The organism is Variovorax ureilyticus (genome assembly GCF_037889935.1).
Taxonomy (GTDB): Bacteria; Pseudomonadota; Gammaproteobacteria; order Burkholderiales; family Burkholderiaceae_C; genus Variovorax; species Variovorax ureilyticus.
In genome coordinates, this window is record NZ_JBBKZU010000001.1 from 543,033 (window position 1) to 563,975 (window position 20,943).

Below are 20,943 nucleotides of genomic sequence, written 5' to 3' on the forward strand. Positions count from 1 at the left end.
TACCCTGCGGCTTTTCGAAAGGAGTCCCCTCGCCATGACCAGCTTCAAGAAGTACTGCATCACCGGCAAGTTCAAGCTCTCGAGCATCGATCCCGCCGCCACCCCTTTTCTGAAGGGGGATGAGGAGGCGCAGCGGCAGGAGCTGGAAACGCTCGCGGTTCGCCTCGACGACCTCCAGAACAAGCTGCATGCCGAGGGCCGGCGCAAGCTGCTGCTGGTGCTGCAGGGGCTGGACACCAGCGGCAAGGACGGCACGATCCGATGGGTCTTCTCGCGCACGTCGCCGCTGGGCGTGCGGGTCAAGGCCTTCAAGGTGCCCAGCGAGGACGAACGCGCGCACGACTTCCTCTGGCGCTGCCACGCGGTCGTGCCGTCGGCCGGCGAACTGGCCATCTGGAACCGCAGCCATTACGAGGACGTGCTGGTCCCGGTGGTCGAAGGACTCATCGACAAGGCCGGCGCGCGGCGGCGCTATGCGCAGATCAACGACTTCGAGCGCCTGCTGACGGAAACCGGCACGGTCGTCATCAAGTGCATGCTGCACATCAGCAAGGAAGAACAGCGCAAGCGCCTGCAGGCGCGCATCGACGAACCGGACAAGCGCTGGAAGTTCCAGATGGACGACCTCGCGGTGCGCAAGAAGTGGGCGGACTACGAGGAGGCGTACGAGAAGGCGCTCTCCGCCACCTCCACCGACTATGCGCCCTGGCACGTGGTGCCGGCGGACAGCAAGAGCCACCGCAACCTGATGGTCGCGCACCTGATCGTGAAGACACTGGAAAACATGAAGCTCACGCTGCCGGCGGCAAGCCCCGCGGTGAGCCATCTCGTCGTGCAGTGAGCCGCGGCGAATCCGGTGCAGTAGGCGCCGTCCGACAACGCGTGACGCCATCGGACGGATTGAAGCCGCGCGGCACCGTTGAGAGAGTCCCGAGTTCATTCCGGCGCCCGCCGGTGCAACGCGGGGATATTTTCGATGAGCTTTCTCACCCACATGGATCTGCTTGCAGGGCTCGTGATGCTGGTCGGCACGGCCAGTCTGATCATGACGACGGCCCACCGGCCGCCCAAGGCTCTCAGCGACGAGATCGCTCATCGGGTCGAGACGACCATCGCGGTGCTCGACGAATGCGGCGCCGGGCCGCGCCGCTGAGTTCATCCAGGAGGATTACGCCCCGGCGAAGAGCCCGGCGTGCGCCTTGCGCAGGTCGCGCTTGAGCAGCTTGCCGCTCGGGTTCTTGGGCAGTGCTTCGACGAACACCACCCGCTTGGGGGCCTTGAAGCCGGCGAGGTGCTCGTTGCAGTGCGCGAGCACCTTCCCTTCGTCGAGCGTGTGACCGGCCTTGCGCACCACCACGGCGACCACTGCCTCGACCCAGCGCGGATGCGGCACGCCCACCACCGCGACCTCCGACACCTGCTGCATCCGATAGATCATTTCCTCGACCTCGCGGCTTGCCACGTTCTCGCCGCCGGTCTTGATCATGTCCTTCTTGCGATCCACGATCGTGATGTAGCCCTCTTCATCGATGGTCGCGAGGTCGCCCGAATGGAACCAGTCGCCGTCGAAGGCGGCCCGGGTCCGCTCGTCGTCGTGGAAGTAGCCCAGCATCAGGTGCGGCGAGCGGTGCACCACCTCGCCGATCTCGCCGACCGCCACATCCTTCATCAGGTCGTCGACCACGCGGGTCTCGACATTGAGCACCGCGCGCCCCGCCGATCCGGGTTTGCGCAGTTGGTCGTCCGGGCCGAGCATGGTCGCCAGCGGCGCGATCTCGGTCTGGCCGTAGAGATTCCACAGCCGCATCTGCGGCAGCCGCCGGATGATCTCGGGCATCACCTCGACCGGCATGATCGACGCGCCGTAGTAGCCCTTGCGCAGGCTGCCGAGGTCGCTGGTGTCGAAGAGCGGCGAACGCAGGAGCGAGATCCAGACCGTCGGCGGCGCGAAGAACGAGCCGATATGGAACTTCTCGATCAGGGGCAGCAGGTTGTCCGGCGTCGGCTTGGCGGTGATGACGTTGGTCGCACCCGCGTAGATCGACGGCCCCAGGAACACATCCAGCTGCGCGCAGTGGTAGAGCGGCAGCGCATGCAGCGTGAGATCGCTGCCGGTGATCTCGGCGTCGACGAGGCAGCTCACGTACTGCGCGATCACCGCGTCGTGGGTGAGCATCGCGCCCTTGGGCATCGATTCGGTCCCGCTGGTGTAGACGATCTGCGCGAGATCGCCGGCTTGCAAGTCCACCTCCGGCGCTTCGGCGTCGCCGCGGGCGAACGCATCGAAGCGCAGCATGCCGGGCACCGGATCGCTCGCGTCCTCGGACGGCAGCCAGAGGAAGTCGCGCACCGCGGTGTCGAGCGCCGCGGCCTCGCGCGCGAGGGCCGCAAGGCCGGAGTCCGTCGCCAGCATGGAGGCACCCGCATGCCGCAGGATGTAGGCCACCTCTTCCGACTTCAGCATGAAGTTGATCGGCACCAGCACCGCGCCGAGCCGTGCGAGTGCGAAGCGCAGCGCCGCGAAGGCGTGCGAGTTGCGCGCGAGGACCGCGACGCGTTCGCCCTTCCCGATGCCGTGGCGGGCCAGCGCACCGGCCACGCGGGAGCAGATCGCATCGAATTCGGCGTAGGTCCATCGCGTCTCGCCGCAGGCGATGGCGAGCTTGTCGGGGTAGCGCCTCGCACTGCGGCGCAGAAGGTCCGCCAGCGTCTGGCGGCGTGCTGTCTCTTGCGGCATCGGTGTCTCCTTTTTTGGCGCACCGAGCATAGTGCCCGGCCGGCGCCGCCGCCAGAGGTCCGGCCTGAGGCGCTCAGGTCCGCATGGGTGCGCGGCTGCGCTCGTTGTTCACCGTCACGAACTTGCTGAGCAGTTGCAGGAAGGCATCGCGCTCGCTGTCGGAGAGCATGCCCAGCAGCGCGTTCTGCATCTGCTGCATTCCGGGCACCATCCTCTCGAGAAGCGCTTCGCCTTCGGCGGTGAGGCGCAGCTCGCGCTGGCCCCGCGCGAGAAGCTTGCGGGTGATCCAGCCCTTGCCTTCGAGGCGAACCGCGATGTCGGCCGTGCTCGATGTGTCGAGCGCCACCTGCTGCGCGAGGGTAACCTGGTCGATGCCGGGGTTGTCCTGCAGGGTGCGCATGACGGCGTACTGGACCGGCGTGACCTCGCGGCCCAGCGTCTCGTAGAAGACCGACACCGAAATCTGATGCGCCCGGCGGATGAGGTGTCCGGGCTGGTCGTTCAGGCTGATTTCGGCGGTGCTGGATTGCTGGCTCTGCATGGCGCGTTCGATTGGCATTCAGCCCGCGATTATCGATGGCGAAGCAGGCCCCGGGCGAGGCTAGAGATCGAGGACCAGCACCGGCGAACGCGACCGCGAACAGCACGGCGTGAATTGGTCGTTGGCTGCCTGCTCTTCCGGCGTGAGGTACATGTCCTTGTGGTCCGGCTCGCCTTCGAGCACACGCGTGAGGCAGGTGCCGCACACGCCCTGCTCGCAGGAAGTCTGCACCTCGACACCGATCGCGGCGAGCGCCTGCACCACGGTCTGGTCCTTCTCGACCTTGACCACGCGGCCGGAGCTCGCCAGCCTGACCTCGAAGGCGGCGTCGTCGTCGGACTTGGCCACTTCGGCGGAGAAGAACTCGTAGTGGAGCTGGTCGGCCGGCCAGCCCGCTGCGCGCGCGGCATCGAGTACCCAGTCCATGAAGCCCTTCGGGCCGCAGACGTACAGATGCACGCCGGGCTGTGGCGCGGCCAGCAAGGGATCGAGCGCGAGCTTCTGCGACGCGTCGCCGTCGTCGAAATGGAAATGCACCTGCGGCGCGAAGGCCGACTGCGCGATGCGATCGACGAAGGCCATCCGATCGCGCGAGCGTGCGCAGTAGTGCATCTCGAACACGCCGCCGGTCATCGCGAGGCGCTCGGCCATGCAGAGGATCGGCGTCACGCCGATGCCGCCGGCAATCAGCAGGCTGCGGGTCGCGCCGTGCGCGAGGGGAAAGTGGTTCTTCGGCGCGCTGATGCGCAGCAAGGCACCCTCTTCCATCGCGTCGTGCATGGTCTTCGAGCCGCCGCGCGAAGCCGGGTCGCGCAGCACGCCGATCAGGTAGCGATGGCTTTCGCGCGGGTCGTTGCATAGCGAGTACTGGCGCGTGACGCCCCCTGGCATGTGCACGTCGATGTGAGAGCCGGCGGAAAACGCCGGCAGCGGATGGCCTTCGGCCTGCACCAGCTCGAAGGTGCAGATGTCCACGGCTTCCGTGTGCTTGCGCGCGATGCGCACTTCGAGCTCGGCGGAACTCATATGAAGACCTCCGTGCTTCGCACTGCGGTGCGAGCGCCTTCGGGCGGCCGGGCGGCGCTCATGTCGTCACCCCTTCGGCGCCGATGCCTTCCTGCGCCATCAGGCGGTCGAGCACGCGGCGCGATTGAACGCCGCCCGAATCGATGTTGAGCTTGAGCAGGTTGCGCGTGGGATGCGCGAGCAGGTTGCGCTGCTGCGACTCGAGCATCTCCAGGTCCTCGCTGAAGATCTTGTGCTGGCCTTCGCGGATGGTGGCCGTGAGGGCCTTGTCCTGCGGCTGGAAGTTGCGCGCCATGCCCCAGAAGTACCAGTGCGAAGTCTCGGTCTCGGGCGTGATGAAGTCGACCACGATGCTCGACACCTTGTGCGCCGGATCGGCGTTGTAGCCGCCCTTGCCCGCGTGCGCGACGCCCACCTCGATCATCACGTGGCTCGGCGGCGTGAAGCGGCAGATCTGCCAGCGGTCCACCGGCACGTCGTCGGCCAAGTGGTTGCCGCGCAGCGCCATGCGCCAGAACGGCGGCGCCTGGATGTTTTCCATGAAGCGGCTGGTGACGACCGTGTCGCCGTCGACCTTGGTGGTGGTCGGCGTCTCGTCGATCTCCTTCTGGCCGATGCTGGTGGAATGGACATAGGTTTCGTGCGTCAGGTCCATCAGGTTGTCGACCATCAGGCGGTAGTCGCAGTTGATGTGGAAGAGACCGCCGCCATAGGCCCATTCGGGGCTCTCGGCCCACTCCAGATGGTGCAGCTTGGACGCGTCCGCCAGCGCCGCATCGCCGGGCCAGACCCAGACGAAGCCGTAGCGCTCGATCACCGGGTAGTTGCGGATCGCAGGAAAGCCCCGCACGCGCTGGCCGGGCATCGCGATCGTCTTGCCGTCGCAGCCCATCTCGAGGCCGTGATAGCCGCAGACCAGCTTGCCTTCGATCACGTGGCCGAGCGACAGCGGCGCGCCCCGGTGGGGGCAGAAGTCTTCCAGCGCCGTCGCCTTGCCGCCGAGCGCGCGGTACAGGACCAGGCTTTCGCCGCAGATCTTGCGGCCCAGGGGCTTGTCGTCGATCTCGTTGGCGGAACAGGCTACGTACCAGGCGTTCTTCGGAAACATGGTGGCTCCTCGTGGGGGTGGATGCGAGTGGGATCGGGAGGTGGCGGTTTAGTGCGCTTTTTCGGCTTTATTCAGTACACTGAATTGCTGTCGATGAGTGTACTGAACGAAGCTTTCAGGACCTACCCCGTGATTACCCTTAGCGACGCAGGTTGGACCGGCGCGCCCATGCCTTCCGGTTATGGCTGCTGGCCCAAATGCAATGGCTCGCCGCAGGAGGCGACTTCTAAACTGGCAAGCTCTTCAGCTTCCGACTTCCATCCGATGCGCGCTTGCCCGACCGTCCCGACCGCCAGCCCCAAAGTCTTCGGATCCTTCGCGCTGAGACCGCTCGCAGCGCTCCTGATCGCACTGACGGCTCCTGCCCTGCAGGCGGCGGATGCGACGGAAGCACCCGTGGAACTGGATCTCGTCCTCCACGGCGGCACCATCTACACCGGCGACGACGACCAACCCGTCGTCGGCGACGTGGGCATCGCCGGCGACCGCATCGTCTTCGTCGGTCAGCCCGCGCAGGGCCGGCGCTTCAACCCACGACGCACGATCGACGTCACAGGCCGCATCGTGGCGCCCGGCTTCATCGACGCCCATACGCATGCCGACCAGGACCTGTTCGCCGACGACCTGAAGAAGCGCCTCAACACCCCCTTCCTCACGCAGGGCGTCACGACCGCCGTGATCGGCAACGACGGCTTCGGCGGCTTCGACATCGCTGCGCAAGCCGAGCGCGCCCGCCGGCAGCCCGTGGGCACCAATTTCGCGATGTACGTCGGATTCGGCCCCGTGCGCATCGATCAGCTCGGCGAGAAGAACGCAGTGCCCACGCCGGAGCAGCTCGATGCGATGAAGAAGAACGTCGCGCGCGGCATGTGCGAAGGCGCCCTCGGCTTGTCCACCGGGCTTTTCTATTCGCCGCAGAACTTCGCGAAGACGGAGGAAGTCATCGAGCTCGCCAAGGTCGCGGCGCGCCACGGCGGGATCTACGACAGCCACATCCGGGACGAGTCCATCTACAACATCGGCCTCAAAGCCTCGATCGACGAGGTCATCCGCATCGGCCGCGAGGCCAGGCTGCCGGTTCACGTGGCGCACATCAAGGCCCTGGGCGTGGACGTGCAGGGCCAGAGCGGCGACATCATCCGGCGCATCGATGCCGAGCGCGCCAAAGGCCTGGACATCACGGCCGACCACTATCCGTGGACCGCTTCGAGCACCCGCTTCTCCGCCGCGCTGATCCCGCCGTGGGCGCTGGATGGCGGCGCGAAGGCGCTGCTGCAGCGCTTCGACGATCCGTCTGTGCAGCAGAAGCTGCGCACGGACACCCAGGAGAACCTGCGGCTGCGCGGCGGCCCCGACGCCATTCTTTTTGCGGCCGGCAATCCCCGGTACGTCGGCAAGACCTTGACGCAGGTGATGCAGGCCAGCGGACAGGACGCGGTGGACGCCACCATCGCCGTGCTGCGCGGCGGCGACCTGCTGATTGCATCGTTCAACCAGAGCGACGACGACGTCCGCGCCTTCATGAAGCAGCCGTGGGTGATGACCTCGTCCGACTCTTCGCCCGGCCACCCGCGCGCCGTCGGCACTTTCTCGCGCAAGTACGACCAGTACGTGGTCAAGGAAAAGACGATCACCCTCGCGCAGTTCATCCGCAGCAGCAGCGCGCTGACCGCCGATACGCTGGGCCTGGCCGGGCGCGGCCACCTGCGCCCGGGCTACATCGCCGACGTGGTGGTGTTTGATCCCCAGGGCTACGCAGCGCGAGCCACCTACACCCAGCCGACGTTGCTGTCGACAGGCGTCCAGACCGTTCTGGTCAACGGACAGCTCGCGGTCGACGACGGGGAGCCCACGGGCGTCGCCGCCGGCCAGGCTTTGCTGCGCGCGCCGAAGCCGGGCACCTGCCCCGCCTGAACAGGTCTTCCGCTGATTGGGGGTCCGCGCCTTCATACGCCTGAAGACGCTGCGCCTAAGAAAACGTCGCGTCGGCGCAACCCGCGAGCCTCGGGATAACGGCGGAAGGCGTGCCCGGTATGGCGATGCTCCTACACTTGCACGCCGGCTCGCGCGGGAATTCATGCGCCGCGGCTAGCGACATCATGAGCTTGACCAGGCCCCCCACCATGCACGAGTTCGCCGTGCTGCGCGTGCTCCGTGCGGAGGCCGAACACCTGCCGCGCTTCGCCGCATCGATGGCGATGGCGTACCTGCCGACCATCCCCCTGCCAGACGACAACTGGCGGCTGGTACTCGGGCGAGCGCTCGGCGAACGAGCCGGCGACGTGCCTTGTCCGCCGCTCGACGAGTTGGTGACCGAGTACGGCAGACCCGGCGCATGGCTTCCTGCCGCCTATCACGGCGACGCCACGGACGCACGCTATTGGCTGGTAGGGCTGCTGGAGCACGCGACCGAGTACCTCTCCCCGGCACCGAAGTGAGAACAACGGCCGACCACGCCAAGGAAGGCCTCGATACGTCGCCATGTTCTTTAGTGCCGCACGGGTCGCGCCCGCGGGGGCCATGTGGACGTCACCTTGGCTCCGCCTAGACGGCTCGACTCAAGACCAAGCGGCAGCCGCGCCGTTGCGCCGAGAGTGATGACGCACGGCACGCAACTCGTGGCGAAGCGCGCACGGCTCCATCGCGTCGGCGAGGGTTGCCAAAAAGTCCTGCCGGTCAAGCAGGAGCATCTGCGCAATGCATTCGGCCTGGCTCGGGCTCAGGAGGCGCGCATGCTCCCAGGCCTGCAACGTCTGAAGAGCTCGCGCACGGCTGCACAGATGAAGTGTCGCCAGATCGAGTACCAGGTGGGCTTGGCGCTCAGAAAAAGTCTCTGGCACGCGCGTCAGCCCTCCCCTCACCGTGCAGTCGAGCGGCGTCGGCCGCAGTACGAACAGCGCGTGACGGACCCGCTTCAGCGCCGCGCGGTGATCCGCCAGATCCAGGATCAACGCCTGCCGCGCAAGTCGACGCGGAAAGCCTGTCAGCCATACACGTAGCGTAGTTCGCATATCCGTCCTCTGCCAGAACCCGGGCAGGTCCTGTGCGCTTCCGTTCGCGCCCTGACTCTGCCCCGAAAGCTTGCAGACCGTCAAGCCGGTCGAGGAGGCCTCTCTCCACGGACATCCGGCAAGGACAAATCCGATCATCGGGAAGTCGGCCGGCAGGGGGCCCATCATCCATTGGCGAGAAACGAAGGTTCGTCGCAAGGATGGAAGCGCCGCCAATCGCGCCTCGTTCAGCGCATGCCGTGCTGCCCCATCAACTAGGACGACGGTTCTTCCATGGACCGGGCATGGCGCTCGAGGGCAGCCATGCTGCGCCGAGGTTGACGCCGACGCCGATCGCGATGGAGAACTCGGCTGACGGAGCCGCACGTCGACGCGCCGCTGGTCATTTCGGCTGAAACAAGAATCCAGGACGACCGAGCCGCTGCCGGAGAGAAGCAATGCTGCACGGAAGGCCGCCTAAGCCAGGTGCTCCAGCGGAAGCTACGAGCGCAGCTGATCACGCATCGCGTGTCTGCCTTCCCGCGCTGCGCCAGAAAGGCAAAGAAAAACCCCGCAGGTCAATGACTTACGGGGTTTTCTCGAAGGCCTTGGATACATCCAAGGCCTGAATTGGCGGAGCCGGAGGGATTCGAACCCTCGATGAGGCTCTACACCCCATACTCCCTTAGCAGGGGAGCACCTTCGGCCACTCGGTCACAGCTCCTGAAGCTCTCCATTATGCCAGTTTCAGACGCCGGTTTGGTCCAGGTCGAAGGCTTTATGCAACGCGCGGACCGCAAGCTCCATATATTTCTCGTCGATCACGACGGAGGTCTTGATCTCGCTGGTGGAAATCATCTGGATGTTGATGCCCTCCTCGCTGAGCACGCGGAACATCTTGCTCGCCACGCCGACGTGGCTGCGCATGCCGATACCCACGATGCTCACCTTGCAGATCTTGGTGTCGCCGACGATGTCCGCCGCGCCCAGGGTGGGCAGCACCTTGGCCTTGAGCAGATCGACCGCGCGGGCGTAATCGTTGCGGTGAACCGTGAAGCTGAAGTCGGTGCGACCGTCCTTGCTCAGGTTCTGGATGATCACATCGACCTCGATGTTCGCATCGGCGACAGCGCCGAGGATGTGATATGCGATGCCCGGCTTGTCGGGCACGCCCAGCACGGAAATCTTGGCTTCGTCGCGATTGAACGCAATGCCGGATACGACGGCTTGTTCCATGTTTTCGTCTTCCTCGAAAGTGATCAGCGTGCCTGACTTGGCTTCTTCGTTGATGTCGATGTCCCAGGGCGTGAAGCTCGAAAGCACGCGCAGCGGCACCTTGTACTTGCCGGCGAATTCCACCGAGCGGATCTGCAGCACCTTGGAGCCCAGGCTCGCCATTTCGAGCATCTCCTCGAAGCTCACGGTGGCGAGGCGGCGCGCATCGGGTTCGACGCGCGGATCGGTCGTGTAGACGCCGTCGACGTCGGTGTAGATGAGGCATTCGTTCGCCTTCATCGCCGCGGCGATCGCCACCGCCGATGTGTCGCTGCCGCCGCGACCGAGCGTGGTGATGTTGCCGGCATCGTCGACGCCCTGGAAACCGGTGATCACGACCACCTTGCCGGCATCGAGGTCGGCGCGCACGCGCTCGTCGTCGATGCGCTCGATGCGGGCCTTGGTGAAGGCGCTGTCGGTCTTCACCTGAACCTGCCAGCCTGCATAGCTGACGGCCTGGAGACCTTCGGACTGCAGCGCGATGGCCAGCAGCGCCGAGGACGCCTGCTCGCCGGTCGAGGCGAGCATGTCGAGTTCGCGGTTGTGGTCGTCGTCGGGCGTGCCGGACGCAAGCTCCTTCGCGAGCCCGAGCAGGCGATTGGTTTCGCCGCTCATGGCACTCGGGACCACGACCATCTGGTGGCCGGCGCGAGCCCATTTGGCGACGCGCTTGGCGACATTTCGGATGCGCTCGGTCGAGCCCATCGACGTGCCGCCGTATTTGTGAACGATCAATGCCATGGGTGAAGTCAGAAGAGAAGAGTTCGCATGCCGCAATGCCGGCATTCGTGCGCCTTCGCCAATCAGCTCACCTATCAAGATCAGCGCGAGGCTGAGAGCTACGGCAAGGGCGAAGCATTGTACCAATGCAACGTGTCGCCTTCGCGTTCGACCCGGCCGGAAGCCACCTTGATGCGGATCCGATGGCCTCGGGTGCTGCAGGCGGCGATCTGGTCGAGAAGTTGCTCGAGCTGCGCTTCGCTCGGCACCACGCCATGTTCGCTCTTGAGCCAGTGGCGAAGAAGATTCGCCAGCCGTTCGCGCGGCAAGGCCCGCAGCGCGGCCAGCCTGGGCGGCGAGCCCGCATCGGCGAGGTCGCCTGCAGCCGCCTCGGCCAGCAACCGGGAGGCCCTCGCCGCATTGCGCGCCGAACGCGCAAACGTCTCGCGGTACTGCGGCAAGGCTTCCGCGAGCGCGGGCAGCACCAGACGGCGGATGCGATTGCGCGTATAGCGCAGATCGGCATTGCTCGGATCATCGACATGGGGAATGCCTGCCGCTGCGATCCACTCGCGCAAGGCCTCGGCATGCAGGTCGAGCAGCGGGCGATGAAACACCACGCCGTGACGCTCCATGCGGCTGGGCATGCCGGCCAGGCCGTCCACGCCGGCGCCTCGGCTGAGGGCGATCAGCAGCGTCTCGACCTGGTCATCGGCATGCTGCGCGAGGACGACGTGCTGCAGCCCCTGCTGCCGCGCCAACTCCGCCAAAGTCGCATACCGGGCGCGCCGAGCAGCATCCTCGGGACTTTCGCCGGGCGCATGGCGTGCATCCACGCGTCCCACATGCAGTGGTACGCCCAGCGCGGCGCACGCTGCGGCGCAATGCGCCTCGAAATCATCCGCGGCCCGCTGCAGTCCATGGTGGACATGCAGTGCATGAACCTGCCCCGGCCAGCGTCTCGCAGCCGCGTGCAGCAAGGCGGTCGAATCGGCCCCGCCACTGTAGGCCACGCCCAACGGCAAAACCGCCAACCATGAAGCCAGTGCATGGTCGGCGGGATTGTCCATACGAGCGATCGCGCCGCAGGCCGGTGCCTGCGCCGCGCCTTACTTGCCGCTGTCGGCCTTGGTGTCGGCGAAGCGACCGTAGCCCTGCAGCCGGTCGTAGCGGCGCGCGAGCAGTTCCTTGACCGACAGGTCGCCGACCTGGCGGAAGGCATCGTTCAACGCGCGCTTCAGGAAAGCGGCCATCTGGCGGTGATCGCGGTGCGAACCACCCACGGGTTCGTTGACGATCTTGTCCACCAGCCCCAGCGCCTTGAGCCGGTGCGCGGTGATGCCCAGGGCATCGGCCGCTTCCTGCGCCTTGTCGCTGGTCTTCCAGAGGATGGATGCGCATCCTTCCGGACTGATCACGGAATACACCGAGTACTGGAGCATCAGCACCTGATCGCCCACCGAGATCGCCAGCGCGCCGCCGGAGCCGCCCTCGCCGATGATCGTCACGATGATCGGCACCTCGAGCTGCGCCATCTCGAAGATGTTGCGGCCGATGGCTTCGGACTGGCCGCGCTCTTCGGCGTCGATGCCCGGGTACGCGCCCGGCGTGTCGACGAAGGTGAAGACCGGGAGCTTGAACTTCTCGGCCGTCTTCATCAGACGCAAAGCCTTGCGGTAGCCCTCGGGCTTGCTCATGCCGAAGTTGCGCGCGGTACGTTCCTTGGTGTCGCGGCCCTTCTGGTGGCCGAGCACCATGCATGGCGTGCCGTTGAATCGCGCAAGGCCGCCGACGATCGAGAGATCGTCCGCGAAGTGGCGGTCACCGTGCAATTCGACGAAATCCGTGAAGATCTCGTTGATGTAGTCGAGGGTGTAGGGGCGTTCCGGGTGCCGTGCAATCTTGGTGATCTGCCAAGGCGTCAGGTCGCTGTAGATTTCCTTGGTGAGCTGAAGGCTCTTCTTGCCGAGCTGATCGATTTCTTCCGAGATATCGACTGCCGACTCCGTCTGCACATAGCGCAGCTCTTCGATCTTGCTTTCGAGTTCCGCAACGGGCTGCTCGAAGTCGAGAAAGGTTCGTTTCGCCAACGTCTTCTCCTGTTATTCAGTATGCGACCGGTAGCGGGTCGAGCGACCGCCAAATATACCAAGTCGCCACACTGCAGTATGGGGCCCAGGCGACAGCCACCTCGCGGGCATCGCTGCGGCTGACGGGGTCGCCCGAAAAATAGTTCTGGCTGATGCCATTGATGAGCCCGAGGTCATCCAGCGGCAGCACGTTGGGGCGCATGAGGTGGAAGATGAGGAACATCTCGGCCGTCCAGCGACCAATGCCCCGGATGGCGACGAGTTCTTCGATGATCATCTCGTCGGACATGTCCTTCCACCGGTCGACGTGGACCGCGCCCGAGTCGAAATGCAGCGCGAGATCGACCAGGTATTCGATCTTGCGCACGGAAAGACCTGCCGCACGCATGTCGTCGACCTTGAGCTTGAGCACGCTCGCCGGCGCCATCTTGCGGGGCAGCTTCGCGAATCGGTCCCACACGGACTGGGCGGCCTTCACCGAGATCTGCTGGCCCACGATGCTGCGCGCCAGCGTGGTGAACGCATCGCCGCGGGATTCGAGACACGCGTCGCCGAAGCGTGGAATGAGCCGCTTCATGACGCGGTCCTTCTTGGCCAAGTGCTTGCAGGCCTCTTCCCAATAGTCGGGCGTGAAGACCTCCACGGCCGGCTTCTTCGCAGGGGGCATCGTCTTGGTCGCGTTCACTGAGCCGAAGACCAGGTGGTGCCGGTCGGTGAATCCTTGAGCACGATGCCTTGTGCGAGAAGGTCGTTGCGGATGCGATCCGCCTCGGCGAAGTTCTTCGCGGCCTTGGCATCCGCGCGCTGCTGGATCAAGGCCTGGATGGCGGCCTCGTCCAGTGTCGCGCCGGCCTGAAGGAAGGCCTGCGGATCGGACTGCAGAATACCCAGGCAGGCGCTGAGCGCCTTCAGCAGGCCGGCCGTTTCCGTAGACCGAGTGCGATTGACTTCGCCAGCCAGATCGAACAGCACCGCCACGGCTTCGGGCGTGCCGAAGTCCTCGTCCATCGCGGCCTTGAAGCGCGCAGCATACGGATTGCCCCAGTCGATCCGAACCCCTTCCGCCGGCGGCACCAGATGCAGGGCGTTGTAGAGCCGCTTGAGCGATGCACGCGCATCGCCAAGATGCACGTCGCTGTAGTTGAGCGGGCTGCGATAGTGCGCCCGCACTACGAAGAACCGGATCGTCTCGGCGTCGAACTCCTTCAGCACATCGCGGATGAGGAAGAAGTTGCCCAGGCTCTTGGACATCTTCTCGTCGTCGATGTTGATGAATCCGTTGTGCATCCAGAAGCGCGCCAGCGGCTTTCCGTTGGCGCCTTCGCTCTGCGCGATCTCGTTCTCGTGATGGGGGAATTGCAGGTCCGCGCCCCCGCCATGGATGTCGAGCGTTTCGCCGAGCAGCTCGCAGGCCATGGCCGAGCACTCGATATGCCAACCGGGTCGCCCCGCGCCGAACGGACTCGTCCACTTGACCTCCTCGGGCTCGGTCGCCTTGGCGCTCTTCCAGAGCACCGGATCCAGGGGATCGTCCTTGCCGTCGAGCACGGCGACGCGCTCGCCTGCGTGCAGTTCGTCGAGCGACTTGCCGCTGAGCTTGCCGTAGCCCGGGAACTTGCGCACGGCGTAGTTCACGTCGCCGTTGGGCGAGCGGTAGGCCAGGCCCTTCTGCTCCAGCGTGCCGATCATCGAGAGCATCTGCGGCACGTACTCCGTGGCCCGTGGCTCGTGCGTGGGCCGCTCGATGCCGAGCGCATCGGCATCCTCGTGCAGCGCATCGATCATGCGATCGGTCAACGCGCGGATGCTTTCGCCGTTCTCGACGGCACGGCGGATGATCTTGTCATCGATGTCGGTGATGTTGCGCACGTAATCGACCGCAAGGCCAGACGCCTTGAGCCAGCGCTGCACCACGTCGAACGCGATCATTGAGCGCGCATGGCCCAGATGGCAGTAGTCGTAGACGGTCATTCCGCACACGTACATGCGAACCCGGCCGGGTTGCAGCGGAGAAAACTCCTCCAGTTCACGCGAGAGCGTGTTGTAGATGCGAAGACTCATGAAGACTAGGAGCGTCAGTTCGCGCTCGTGCAGGAACGGGCGAAGGACAGCTGATTTTCAGGGGTGGAAGTGCTGCGCAGACGAGCGGTTCGGCATGACCCCTCGGCTACAATGCCCCGCAGTATAAACGGCCACCGGCGGACATTTCCGCGTGTTTACGCGGCTTGTGCCCCCTCCCACTCTCGAGGCTCCATGCAGCTTGCCGCCTTCTCCCCCGCTCCCCTCCTCCGCGTTTTCCCTGCCCTCGTGCTGGCTTTGGCAATCGGCGCCGCGCATGCGGACGACTATGGCGACGTCAACGCGCTGCTGCGTCAGGGCAAGGCGGACGAAGCGCTCGCGAAGGCAGACGCCTACATCAGCGGCAAGCCCCGCGATCCGCAGATGCGTTTCCTGCGCGGCGTGATCCTCACCGAGCAGGGCAAGCGAGCCGACGCGATCACCGCGTTCACGCAGCTCAACCAGGACTACCCCGAGCTGCCCGAGCCCTACAACAACCTCGCCGCCCTCTATGCCGCGCAGAGCCAGTTCGACAAGGCCCGCGCTGCGCTCGAGATGGCGGTCAAGCTCAACCCCGACTATGCGACGGCGCACGAGAACCTCGGCGACGTGTACGTGCGACTCGCTGCGGAGTCCTACAGCCGGGCCAAGCAGCTCGAGGCCGGCAACGCCACCGTGCCCCCCAAACTGGCGCTGATCCGCCAGATGTTCGGCACGTCCGCCTCGGGCGATCTGCCTTCGGCGGCGCCGGATGCACGCAAACCCGTGCGCAGGTAACTCGGCCACGTTGTCCCGCGCCTTGGCGCATTTTCGGAAAGCGAACCTCCAGTGACTCTTCGAATCCTCTCGCGCCGCGCGGCGCTCGTCGCTGCCACTACGCTGGCGATTGCCGGCACCAGCACCCTCGGCTGGGCCCAGGCTGCCGCACCCCGCGTCAAGCTCGGCACCTCGGCCGGCGACATCGTGGTCGAGCTCTATCCGGACAAGGCGCCCAAGACGGTCGAGAACTTCCTCCAGTACGTGAACGACAAGCACTACGACGGCACGATCTTCCATCGCGTCATCGACGGCTTCATGATCCAGGGCGGCGGCTTCACGTCCGAGCTCCGGCAGAAGCCCACGCGCGCGCCCATCCCCCTCGAAGCCAAGAACGGCCTCAAGAACGACAAGTACACGATCGCGATGGCGCGCACCTCCGATCCGAACTCCGCCACCTCGCAGTTCTTCATCAACGTGAAGGACAACGCCAGCCTCAATGCGCCCTCGCCCGACGGCTACGGCTACACCGTCTTCGGCAAGGTGGTCTCGGGCACCGAAGTGGTCGACAAAATCCGCGCCGCCCGCACGGGCAACAAGGGCGGCATGCAGGACGTGCCGGTCGAAACCATCACCATTCAATCCGCCACCGTGGTGGCCAAGTAATCCAAAGGAGCCTTCATGAGCAATCCCCAAGTCGAACTTCACATCAAGGACAAGGGCGTCATCACGCTCGAACTCGATCAGGACAAGGCCCCGAAGACGGTCGAGAACTTCCTGAACTACGTCAAGAACGGCCACTACGACAACACCGTCTTCCACCGCGTGATTCCCGGCTTCATGGTGCAGGGCGGCGGCTTCGAGCCCGGCATGTCGCAAAAGCCCACAGGCGCCGAAATCCAGAACGAAGCCAACAACGGCCTGAAGAACGACACCTACACGGTCGCCATGGCACGCACCAGCGCGCCGCACTCGGCCACCGCCCAGTTCTTCATCAACGTCGCGGACAACGGCTTCCTGAACCACACCGCGCCTTCGGCCCAGGGTTGGGGCTATGCCGTGTTCGGCAAGGTCGTGGACGGCAAGGAGGTCGTCGACAAGATCAAGGCAGTCAAGACGGGCCGCAAGGGCTTCCATGACGACGTGCCGCTCGAGGACGTCGTGATCGAGAAGGCCGTCGTCAAGGCCTGAAGCCGACAATGGAGGCGTTTGCAGAGATCGTCGCGCCCACAAGCTGGCGCACGGTCGATCTCATCTCCGACCTCCATCTTCAGGCCGCGGACCAGGCCACTTTCGGCGCCTGGCGCGGCTATCTCGAAACCTCGCCCGCCGACGCGATCTTCATCCTCGGCGACCTGTTCGAAGTCTGGATCGGCGACGACGCGGCCACGCTCCCGGGCTTCGAGGCCCAATGCGCCGAGGTGCTACGCACCGCCACGGCGCGGCGCCCCGTCTTCTTCATGCACGGCAACCGGGATTTCCTGCTCGGCCCCGCCTTCGCTACCCAGTGCGGCATGACGCTGATCGACGATCCGACGGTGCTCGTCCTGCACGAGAAGCGCTGGCTGCTGAGTCATGGCGATCTCCTGTGTCTTGACGACGTCGAATACCTGCGCTTTCGCGCCCAGGTGCGCACGCCGGAGTGGAAAGCCGCCGTACTCGCCCGCCCGATGGAGGAGCGCCGCGCCCTTGCCCGCTCGGTCCGCGCCCAGAGCGAGGATCGCAAGCAAAGTCCCGGCATGGTCTGGGCCGATGTCGATGCTGGCGCCGCGCGCGACTGGCTGCATCGCGCCCATGCCGCTACGCTGGTCCACGGCCATACGCACAAGCCCAGGAAACATGACCTGGGCGATGGCCTCGAACGCATCGTGCTGAGCGATTGGGATGCGGCGGCGCATCCGCCCCGCGCGCAATTGCTCTGCATTTCCGCCGCCGGCGCTCAGCGCGTCGATCTGCGCTGATGTTCGCCTGGCTGCGCCGGCTACGCCCGGCGCCCCGCATTCCCGACGAGGCCTGGCAGGCCACGCTGGCCCGCTACCGCTTTCTGGCCGAGCGCCCGCGGGCCGACATCGACCGTCTGCGCGAACTCGCGGCCGAATTCCTGCGCGACAAGCGCTTTTACGGCGCGCACGGCTTCGTTATCTCCGACGAGGTCGCACTGGCGATCGCCGCGCAAGCCGTCCTGCCGGTCTTGCACCTCAAGGGCGGACTGGACTGGTATGACGATTTCGTCGGCGTGGTCGTGCACCCGTCCGAAGCGGTCGCGCAGCGCACGACGGTCGACGCGACGGGCGTCGTGCACGAGTATGAGGAGGTCGTCGCTGGCGAGGCCATGGACCGCGGCCCGGTGATGCTGAGCTGGCAGGACGTCCTCGCCAGCGGCGCCACGCGCGACGAGGGCTACAACGTCGTCATCCACGAATTTGCCCACAAGATCGACATGCGCGGCGGCGCGGCCGATGGCTGCCCGCCGCTGCCTCGGAGCTTTCGCGGCACGTCGAATTCGCGAGACGCGCGGGCCGCGTGGCTCGCGGTCCTGCAGCCGGCCTACGACAGCTTCCGCGAAAGAACAATCGTCGTCGAACGCTTCGGCGGCGAGGAACCGTGGCTCGACGCCTACGGCGCGCAATCGACCGGCGAGTTCTTCGCCGTGGCCTGTGAAGCGTATTTCGTGAACCGCGAGAGGCTGCGCAGCGAGTTCGCGGAACTCGCCCTGCTCTTCGACGAGTTCTTCACGCCGCCCGACAAACGATAGTCCGGGCCGGCGCGGCGCTCACTTGCGCAGCAAGGCCTTGAGCGCGTTCTGCAGCCGGCGTGCCGACGCTGCATCGTGCGGCGCGGCCAACACCTTGCCCGCATCCTGCCCCCAGGTCTGCGTGGGCGCCGGATCGCCACGACGCGTGAGCAGCTTGAGTTGCAGCGCGCGACGGGCTTCGAGCTGCTCGGCCGGCGTCGGCACTTCCGCCGCCATTTCGAGCCGCAACAGGGCTTCCGCCGCATCGCCGGCCGGCGCGGAAGGCGTCGCCACCAGCGCTTGCGACCACGCGTTGCGGACGGCCGGCGTCACGGCGCGCCCGAGTTCCTGCGCGCTCGGAAGCTGAGACGCATCGCGCTTCTCCCATGCGCCGAGCACCTGGGTGAGCGCCTCCCCGTGGGCTTGCGCCGCCAGCTTGCGCAGTGCAAGGTCCGCACGCTCGAACGCGTCACGCTGCGCGCGGAACGCGGCATCACCCAGCCGCGGACCGCGATCTTCGCGCGGCGGCCGATCGCCGAAGCGCCCGCCCGCGGGCGCGCCACGTTCGCCGCCGCGAGGCGCACGGTCACCCGGTCGTCCACCCGGTGCACCACGGCTGTCGCGGCGATCACCAAATCGACCGCCACGCGCAGCGAGCGCGGGTTCGGACTTCTTGTTGCCGGGGCGGTCGTCGCCGCGCACGGCAATCACCGGCTTCGGCGCGGGCTTGGCCGGCGCGGGGGCAGGCGTCGCCTCGGCATCGCTGCGCGCCGACGGATCGGCGCCATCGGCCGGTGCCACCAGATCGGCCGATGCCGCAGGGGCGTCGACCTGCGAGGGTGCGGGCTGTGCCTCCGCATCTTCCGGCGAGGGCGACTGCTCCGCGCTTTCGCTGAACTCGGCAGCCGCCTGCCCCGGAGCCACGACTTCGGTCGCACCGACGGACGGGCCGTCGGCGGAAGCTGCCGCCGGCGCTGCCTCGGCGGACGCCTGGTTGCGCATCGCGGCCTCCAGTTGCGCGATCGCTGCGCGGATCTTCTGTGCGTCGCCCGTGCCGCTGGCGGCTTCGAGCGCCTTCGACGCATCGAGGACGCTGCGATCATGCGCACTCATGGCCGCCGACGCCTTTTCGCGCTCGGCGGTCTTGCGGTTGAAGGCTTCGTCGATAGGCGCGCGGAATGCGTCCCACAGCTTCTGTTCCTGCCGGCGATCGAGCGGCACCGACTGCGCCTCGGCCTGCCAGCGCTGCTGAAGCGACTTGACCGCATCGATGCGCAGCATGGGCGCCGCACCGAGTTCGGCCGCTTCCGCAATCATGGCCTGGCGGCGCTCGATGCTCGCCTTCTGCTGGGCTTCGAACGGCGCACGCGCGGCGCCAAAAGCCTCGGACCACTGCGACTGCAATTCGGCGAACACCTTCTCGCCGACGTGACCCGCATCGCGCCAGCGATCCGCGAACTGATGCAGCGCGCGATTGATGGCCTTCAAATCCGATCCGTTCGCGTGCTCGGCCGCCCAGGCCTTCACTTCCTCGATCAACGCGAGACGATGTGCCCGGTGTTCCGCGGCATCCGCGCGCACCTTTTCGAGCCAGGCTTCGACCACCTTGTGGGCCTCGTTGCAGGCCTCGTCGAAGCGCTTCCACAGCGCATGGTTCGGCACCCCGCCCTGATCGGATTGCTTCCACTGCTCGCGCAGGGCGCGCAGGGTTTCCTGCATCTTCCGGCCACCCAGCGCCTGACCCTCGGGGCGCTTGAGCAGGCCTTCGGCCTTGGCGACGAGCTCTTCGCGAACCTTGTCGGCGCTCCAGCGCTGCCAGCCTTCGAGTTCGCCCGCCGCGACGAGCGCGGCATGCACGCGGGCTTCGAGCGCTGCATCGACCAACCGACCATGCTCCTTGAGCACTGCCCGCAGTGCGGCAGCCGCACCGGCGCTTGCCTTGCCATGTCCCTGCGCGGTTTCCTGCTCCAGCTTGAGGAGCGCGGCCTCGACCGCGCCATGTGCCGCGGCGCGCTTTTCAGGATCGACCTTGGGCGCAGCGGGTTTCACGGGAGCCGGCGCGGCCGCCTCGGGCACGCCACCGCGCGCAACGCGCAGTTCGTCGGCCCATACCGGCACCGGCGGCAGCGGCGCGGCGAGATCGGTGGCCGCAGCCTGCGCCTGCGCCAGAGCGCCGTGGAATGCATCGGAGACGACCAGAAGCTGTGCCTTGGACGACTCGAGCTGCGGTGCGAACTTCGCGTCCAGGCTGCTCCAGTTGCCGTCGGCAACGATCTCGGCCGCCTGCTGCTGCCAGTGCGCGACATCGCTGCGCAAGGCCTCCTCGGCCGCCTGCGCGTCGCGCCAGCTCTTGGTCGACAGCACCTCGAAGCGCTGGGCGAGCAGTACCGCGGCCTCGCGATGCACCTGAGCCCGGTGCTGCAGGTCCTCGATGCCTTTGACCCGCTCGGCCAGTTGGGTCTTGATGCCGGCCAGCGGCTCGCGCGAAAGGGGCGCGCCGGCCTTCGCGGCATCGCGCTGCCAGGCGAGCGCATCGGCAATGTTGAGCTTGGGCTGGGCGAGCAGCGCCTGGGCCTTCTGAGTCCATTCGGCGGCGATCGCCTCCTGACCCTTCGCGCGCTTGAGTTCGTCGAGCTTCTCGCGCAGCAGCCGGGCGGCGCCCTTGTCGCGGCCGCTCAGTTCCTTGAAGACGTCCTGCATCTGCTCGGATGACGGATTGCCCGCGAGCCAATCACGGATGCGCTGCGCACGCTCGCCCGAGGTCGGCGCGGTGAAAGCGCCGCCGGTCAGCGTGTCGAGGGACTGGATGTCGTGAGGCTTGGAAGAAGTTGAAGTCACTGCGCGAAGAATCGTTATCTGTAGAAGAAAAGCGAAGGCGCCGGCAATTTGCCGGCGCACCGCTGCATTT

The 20,943-nt window shown here is 66.3% G+C and carries 20 protein-coding genes and 1 tRNA gene; 10 read left to right on the forward strand and 11 right to left on the reverse strand.

Annotation, left to right across the window (positions count from 1 at the left end):
* The first annotated feature begins 34 nt into the window (after positions 1–34).
* Positions 35–841, forward strand: coding sequence for a PPK2 family polyphosphate kinase (locus WKW77_RS02620; RefSeq protein WP_340355252.1), 807 nt, complete (start codon positions 35–37; stop codon positions 839–841).
* Positions 842–976: 135 nt separating this feature from the next.
* Positions 977–1,153 (forward strand): hypothetical protein, encoded by a 177-nt coding sequence (locus tag WKW77_RS02625; RefSeq protein ID WP_340355253.1) that lies wholly within the window; start codon positions 977–979, stop codon positions 1,151–1,153.
* A 15-nt stretch (positions 1,154–1,168) separates the two neighbouring features.
* Here the strand turns inward: WKW77_RS02625 and WKW77_RS02630 are convergent, their stop codons facing one another.
* The 4 genes from WKW77_RS02630 to WKW77_RS02645 form a co-directional block, all read right to left on the reverse strand.
* Positions 1,169–2,737: a fatty acyl-CoA synthetase gene (locus WKW77_RS02630; protein ID WP_340355254.1), complete on the reverse strand. Its 1,569-nt coding sequence runs from the start codon at positions 2,735–2,737 to the stop codon at positions 1,169–1,171.
* A 73-nt stretch (positions 2,738–2,810) separates the two neighbouring features.
* A complete protein-coding gene (locus WKW77_RS02635) occupies positions 2,811–3,278 on the reverse strand; it encodes a MarR family winged helix-turn-helix transcriptional regulator (protein ID WP_422823119.1) in 468 nt (155 codons plus the stop codon).
* Between the two features lie 60 nt (positions 3,279–3,338).
* Positions 3,339–4,304, reverse strand: coding sequence for a PDR/VanB family oxidoreductase (locus tag WKW77_RS02640; RefSeq protein ID WP_340355256.1), 966 nt, complete (start codon positions 4,302–4,304; stop codon positions 3,339–3,341).
* Between the two features lie 58 nt (positions 4,305–4,362).
* Positions 4,363–5,412 carry an aromatic ring-hydroxylating dioxygenase subunit alpha gene (locus tag WKW77_RS02645; RefSeq protein WP_340355257.1) on the reverse strand — a complete coding sequence of 350 codons (1,050 nt, stop codon included), beginning with the start codon at positions 5,410–5,412 and terminating at the stop codon, positions 4,363–4,365.
* 396 nt (positions 5,413–5,808) lie between these two features.
* Here WKW77_RS02645 and WKW77_RS02650 point away from each other — a divergent pair, with 396 nt between their 5' ends.
* The 3 genes from WKW77_RS02650 to WKW77_RS02660 all read left to right on the forward strand — a co-directional run bounded on the left by WKW77_RS02650 (position 5,809) and on the right by WKW77_RS02660 (position 8,411).
* Positions 5,809–7,326, forward strand: a complete 1,518-nt coding sequence (locus WKW77_RS02650) for an N-acyl-D-amino-acid deacylase family protein (protein WP_340355258.1) — start codon at positions 5,809–5,811, stop codon at positions 7,324–7,326.
* A gap of 185 nt (positions 7,327–7,511) precedes the next feature.
* Entirely contained in the window at positions 7,512–7,850 is a 339-nt protein-coding gene (locus tag WKW77_RS02655; RefSeq protein WP_340355259.1) for a hypothetical protein, read from the forward strand.
* A 159-nt stretch (positions 7,851–8,009) separates the two neighbouring features.
* A complete protein-coding gene (locus WKW77_RS02660) occupies positions 8,010–8,411 on the forward strand; it encodes a hypothetical protein (protein ID WP_340355260.1) in 402 nt (133 codons plus the stop codon).
* A gap of 622 nt (positions 8,412–9,033) precedes the next feature.
* Here WKW77_RS02660 and WKW77_RS02665 read toward each other — a convergent pair.
* The 6 genes from WKW77_RS02665 to cysS all read right to left on the reverse strand — a co-directional run bounded on the left by WKW77_RS02665 (position 9,034) and on the right by cysS (position 14,548).
* Positions 9,034–9,126: transfer RNA gene (locus WKW77_RS02665), tRNA-Ser, on the reverse strand.
* Between the two features lie 23 nt (positions 9,127–9,149).
* Positions 9,150–10,418, reverse strand: a complete 1,269-nt coding sequence (locus tag WKW77_RS02670) for an aspartate kinase (protein WP_340355261.1) — start codon at positions 10,416–10,418, stop codon at positions 9,150–9,152.
* A 98-nt stretch (positions 10,419–10,516) separates the two neighbouring features.
* The gene (gene tilS / locus WKW77_RS02675) at positions 10,517–11,467 is read right to left on the reverse strand and encodes a tRNA lysidine(34) synthetase TilS (RefSeq protein ID WP_340355262.1); all 951 of its coding nucleotides are present in this window, start codon (positions 11,465–11,467) and stop codon (positions 10,517–10,519) included.
* A 39-nt stretch (positions 11,468–11,506) separates the two neighbouring features.
* Positions 11,507–12,487 (reverse strand): acetyl-CoA carboxylase carboxyltransferase subunit alpha, encoded by a 981-nt coding sequence (locus tag WKW77_RS02680; RefSeq protein ID WP_340355263.1) that lies wholly within the window; start codon positions 12,485–12,487, stop codon positions 11,507–11,509.
* Positions 12,488–12,503: 16 nt separating this feature from the next.
* Positions 12,504–13,187 (reverse strand): DNA-3-methyladenine glycosylase family protein, encoded by a 684-nt coding sequence (locus WKW77_RS02685; protein WP_422823120.1) that lies wholly within the window; start codon positions 13,185–13,187, stop codon positions 12,504–12,506.
* On the reverse strand, positions 13,169–14,548 hold the full coding sequence (gene cysS / locus WKW77_RS02690) for a cysteine--tRNA ligase (protein WP_340355265.1): 1,380 nt from the start codon (positions 14,546–14,548) through the stop codon (positions 13,169–13,171). The genes WKW77_RS02685 and cysS overlap by 19 nt, the downstream gene beginning before the upstream one ends.
* A gap of 192 nt (positions 14,549–14,740) precedes the next feature.
* Between cysS and WKW77_RS02695 the strand changes: the two genes are divergently transcribed.
* Genes WKW77_RS02695 through WKW77_RS02715 form a run of 5 tightly spaced genes read left to right on the forward strand, consistent with a single transcriptional unit; the run spans position 14,741 to position 18,056 of the window.
* On the forward strand, positions 14,741–15,322 hold the full coding sequence (locus tag WKW77_RS02695; RefSeq protein WP_340355266.1) for a tetratricopeptide repeat protein: 582 nt from the start codon (positions 14,741–14,743) through the stop codon (positions 15,320–15,322).
* A gap of 51 nt (positions 15,323–15,373) precedes the next feature.
* On the forward strand, positions 15,374–15,967 hold the full coding sequence (locus WKW77_RS02700; RefSeq protein WP_422823103.1) for a peptidylprolyl isomerase: 594 nt from the start codon (positions 15,374–15,376) through the stop codon (positions 15,965–15,967).
* A gap of 15 nt (positions 15,968–15,982) precedes the next feature.
* Positions 15,983–16,492, forward strand: a complete 510-nt coding sequence (locus tag WKW77_RS02705; RefSeq protein WP_340355267.1) for a peptidylprolyl isomerase — start codon at positions 15,983–15,985, stop codon at positions 16,490–16,492.
* Between the two features lie 8 nt (positions 16,493–16,500).
* Positions 16,501–17,262, forward strand: a complete 762-nt coding sequence (locus WKW77_RS02710; RefSeq protein ID WP_340355268.1) for a UDP-2,3-diacylglucosamine diphosphatase — start codon at positions 16,501–16,503, stop codon at positions 17,260–17,262.
* The gene (locus tag WKW77_RS02715; RefSeq protein WP_340355269.1) at positions 17,262–18,056 is read left to right on the forward strand and encodes a M90 family metallopeptidase; all 795 of its coding nucleotides are present in this window, start codon (positions 17,262–17,264) and stop codon (positions 18,054–18,056) included. The genes WKW77_RS02710 and WKW77_RS02715 overlap by 1 nt, the downstream gene beginning before the upstream one ends.
* A gap of 18 nt (positions 18,057–18,074) precedes the next feature.
* Here WKW77_RS02715 and WKW77_RS02720 read toward each other — a convergent pair whose 3' ends face one another.
* Positions 18,075–20,873, reverse strand: coding sequence for a DUF349 domain-containing protein (locus WKW77_RS02720; protein ID WP_340355270.1), 2,799 nt, complete (start codon positions 20,871–20,873; stop codon positions 18,075–18,077).
* Positions 20,874–20,943: the final 70 nt, after the last annotated feature.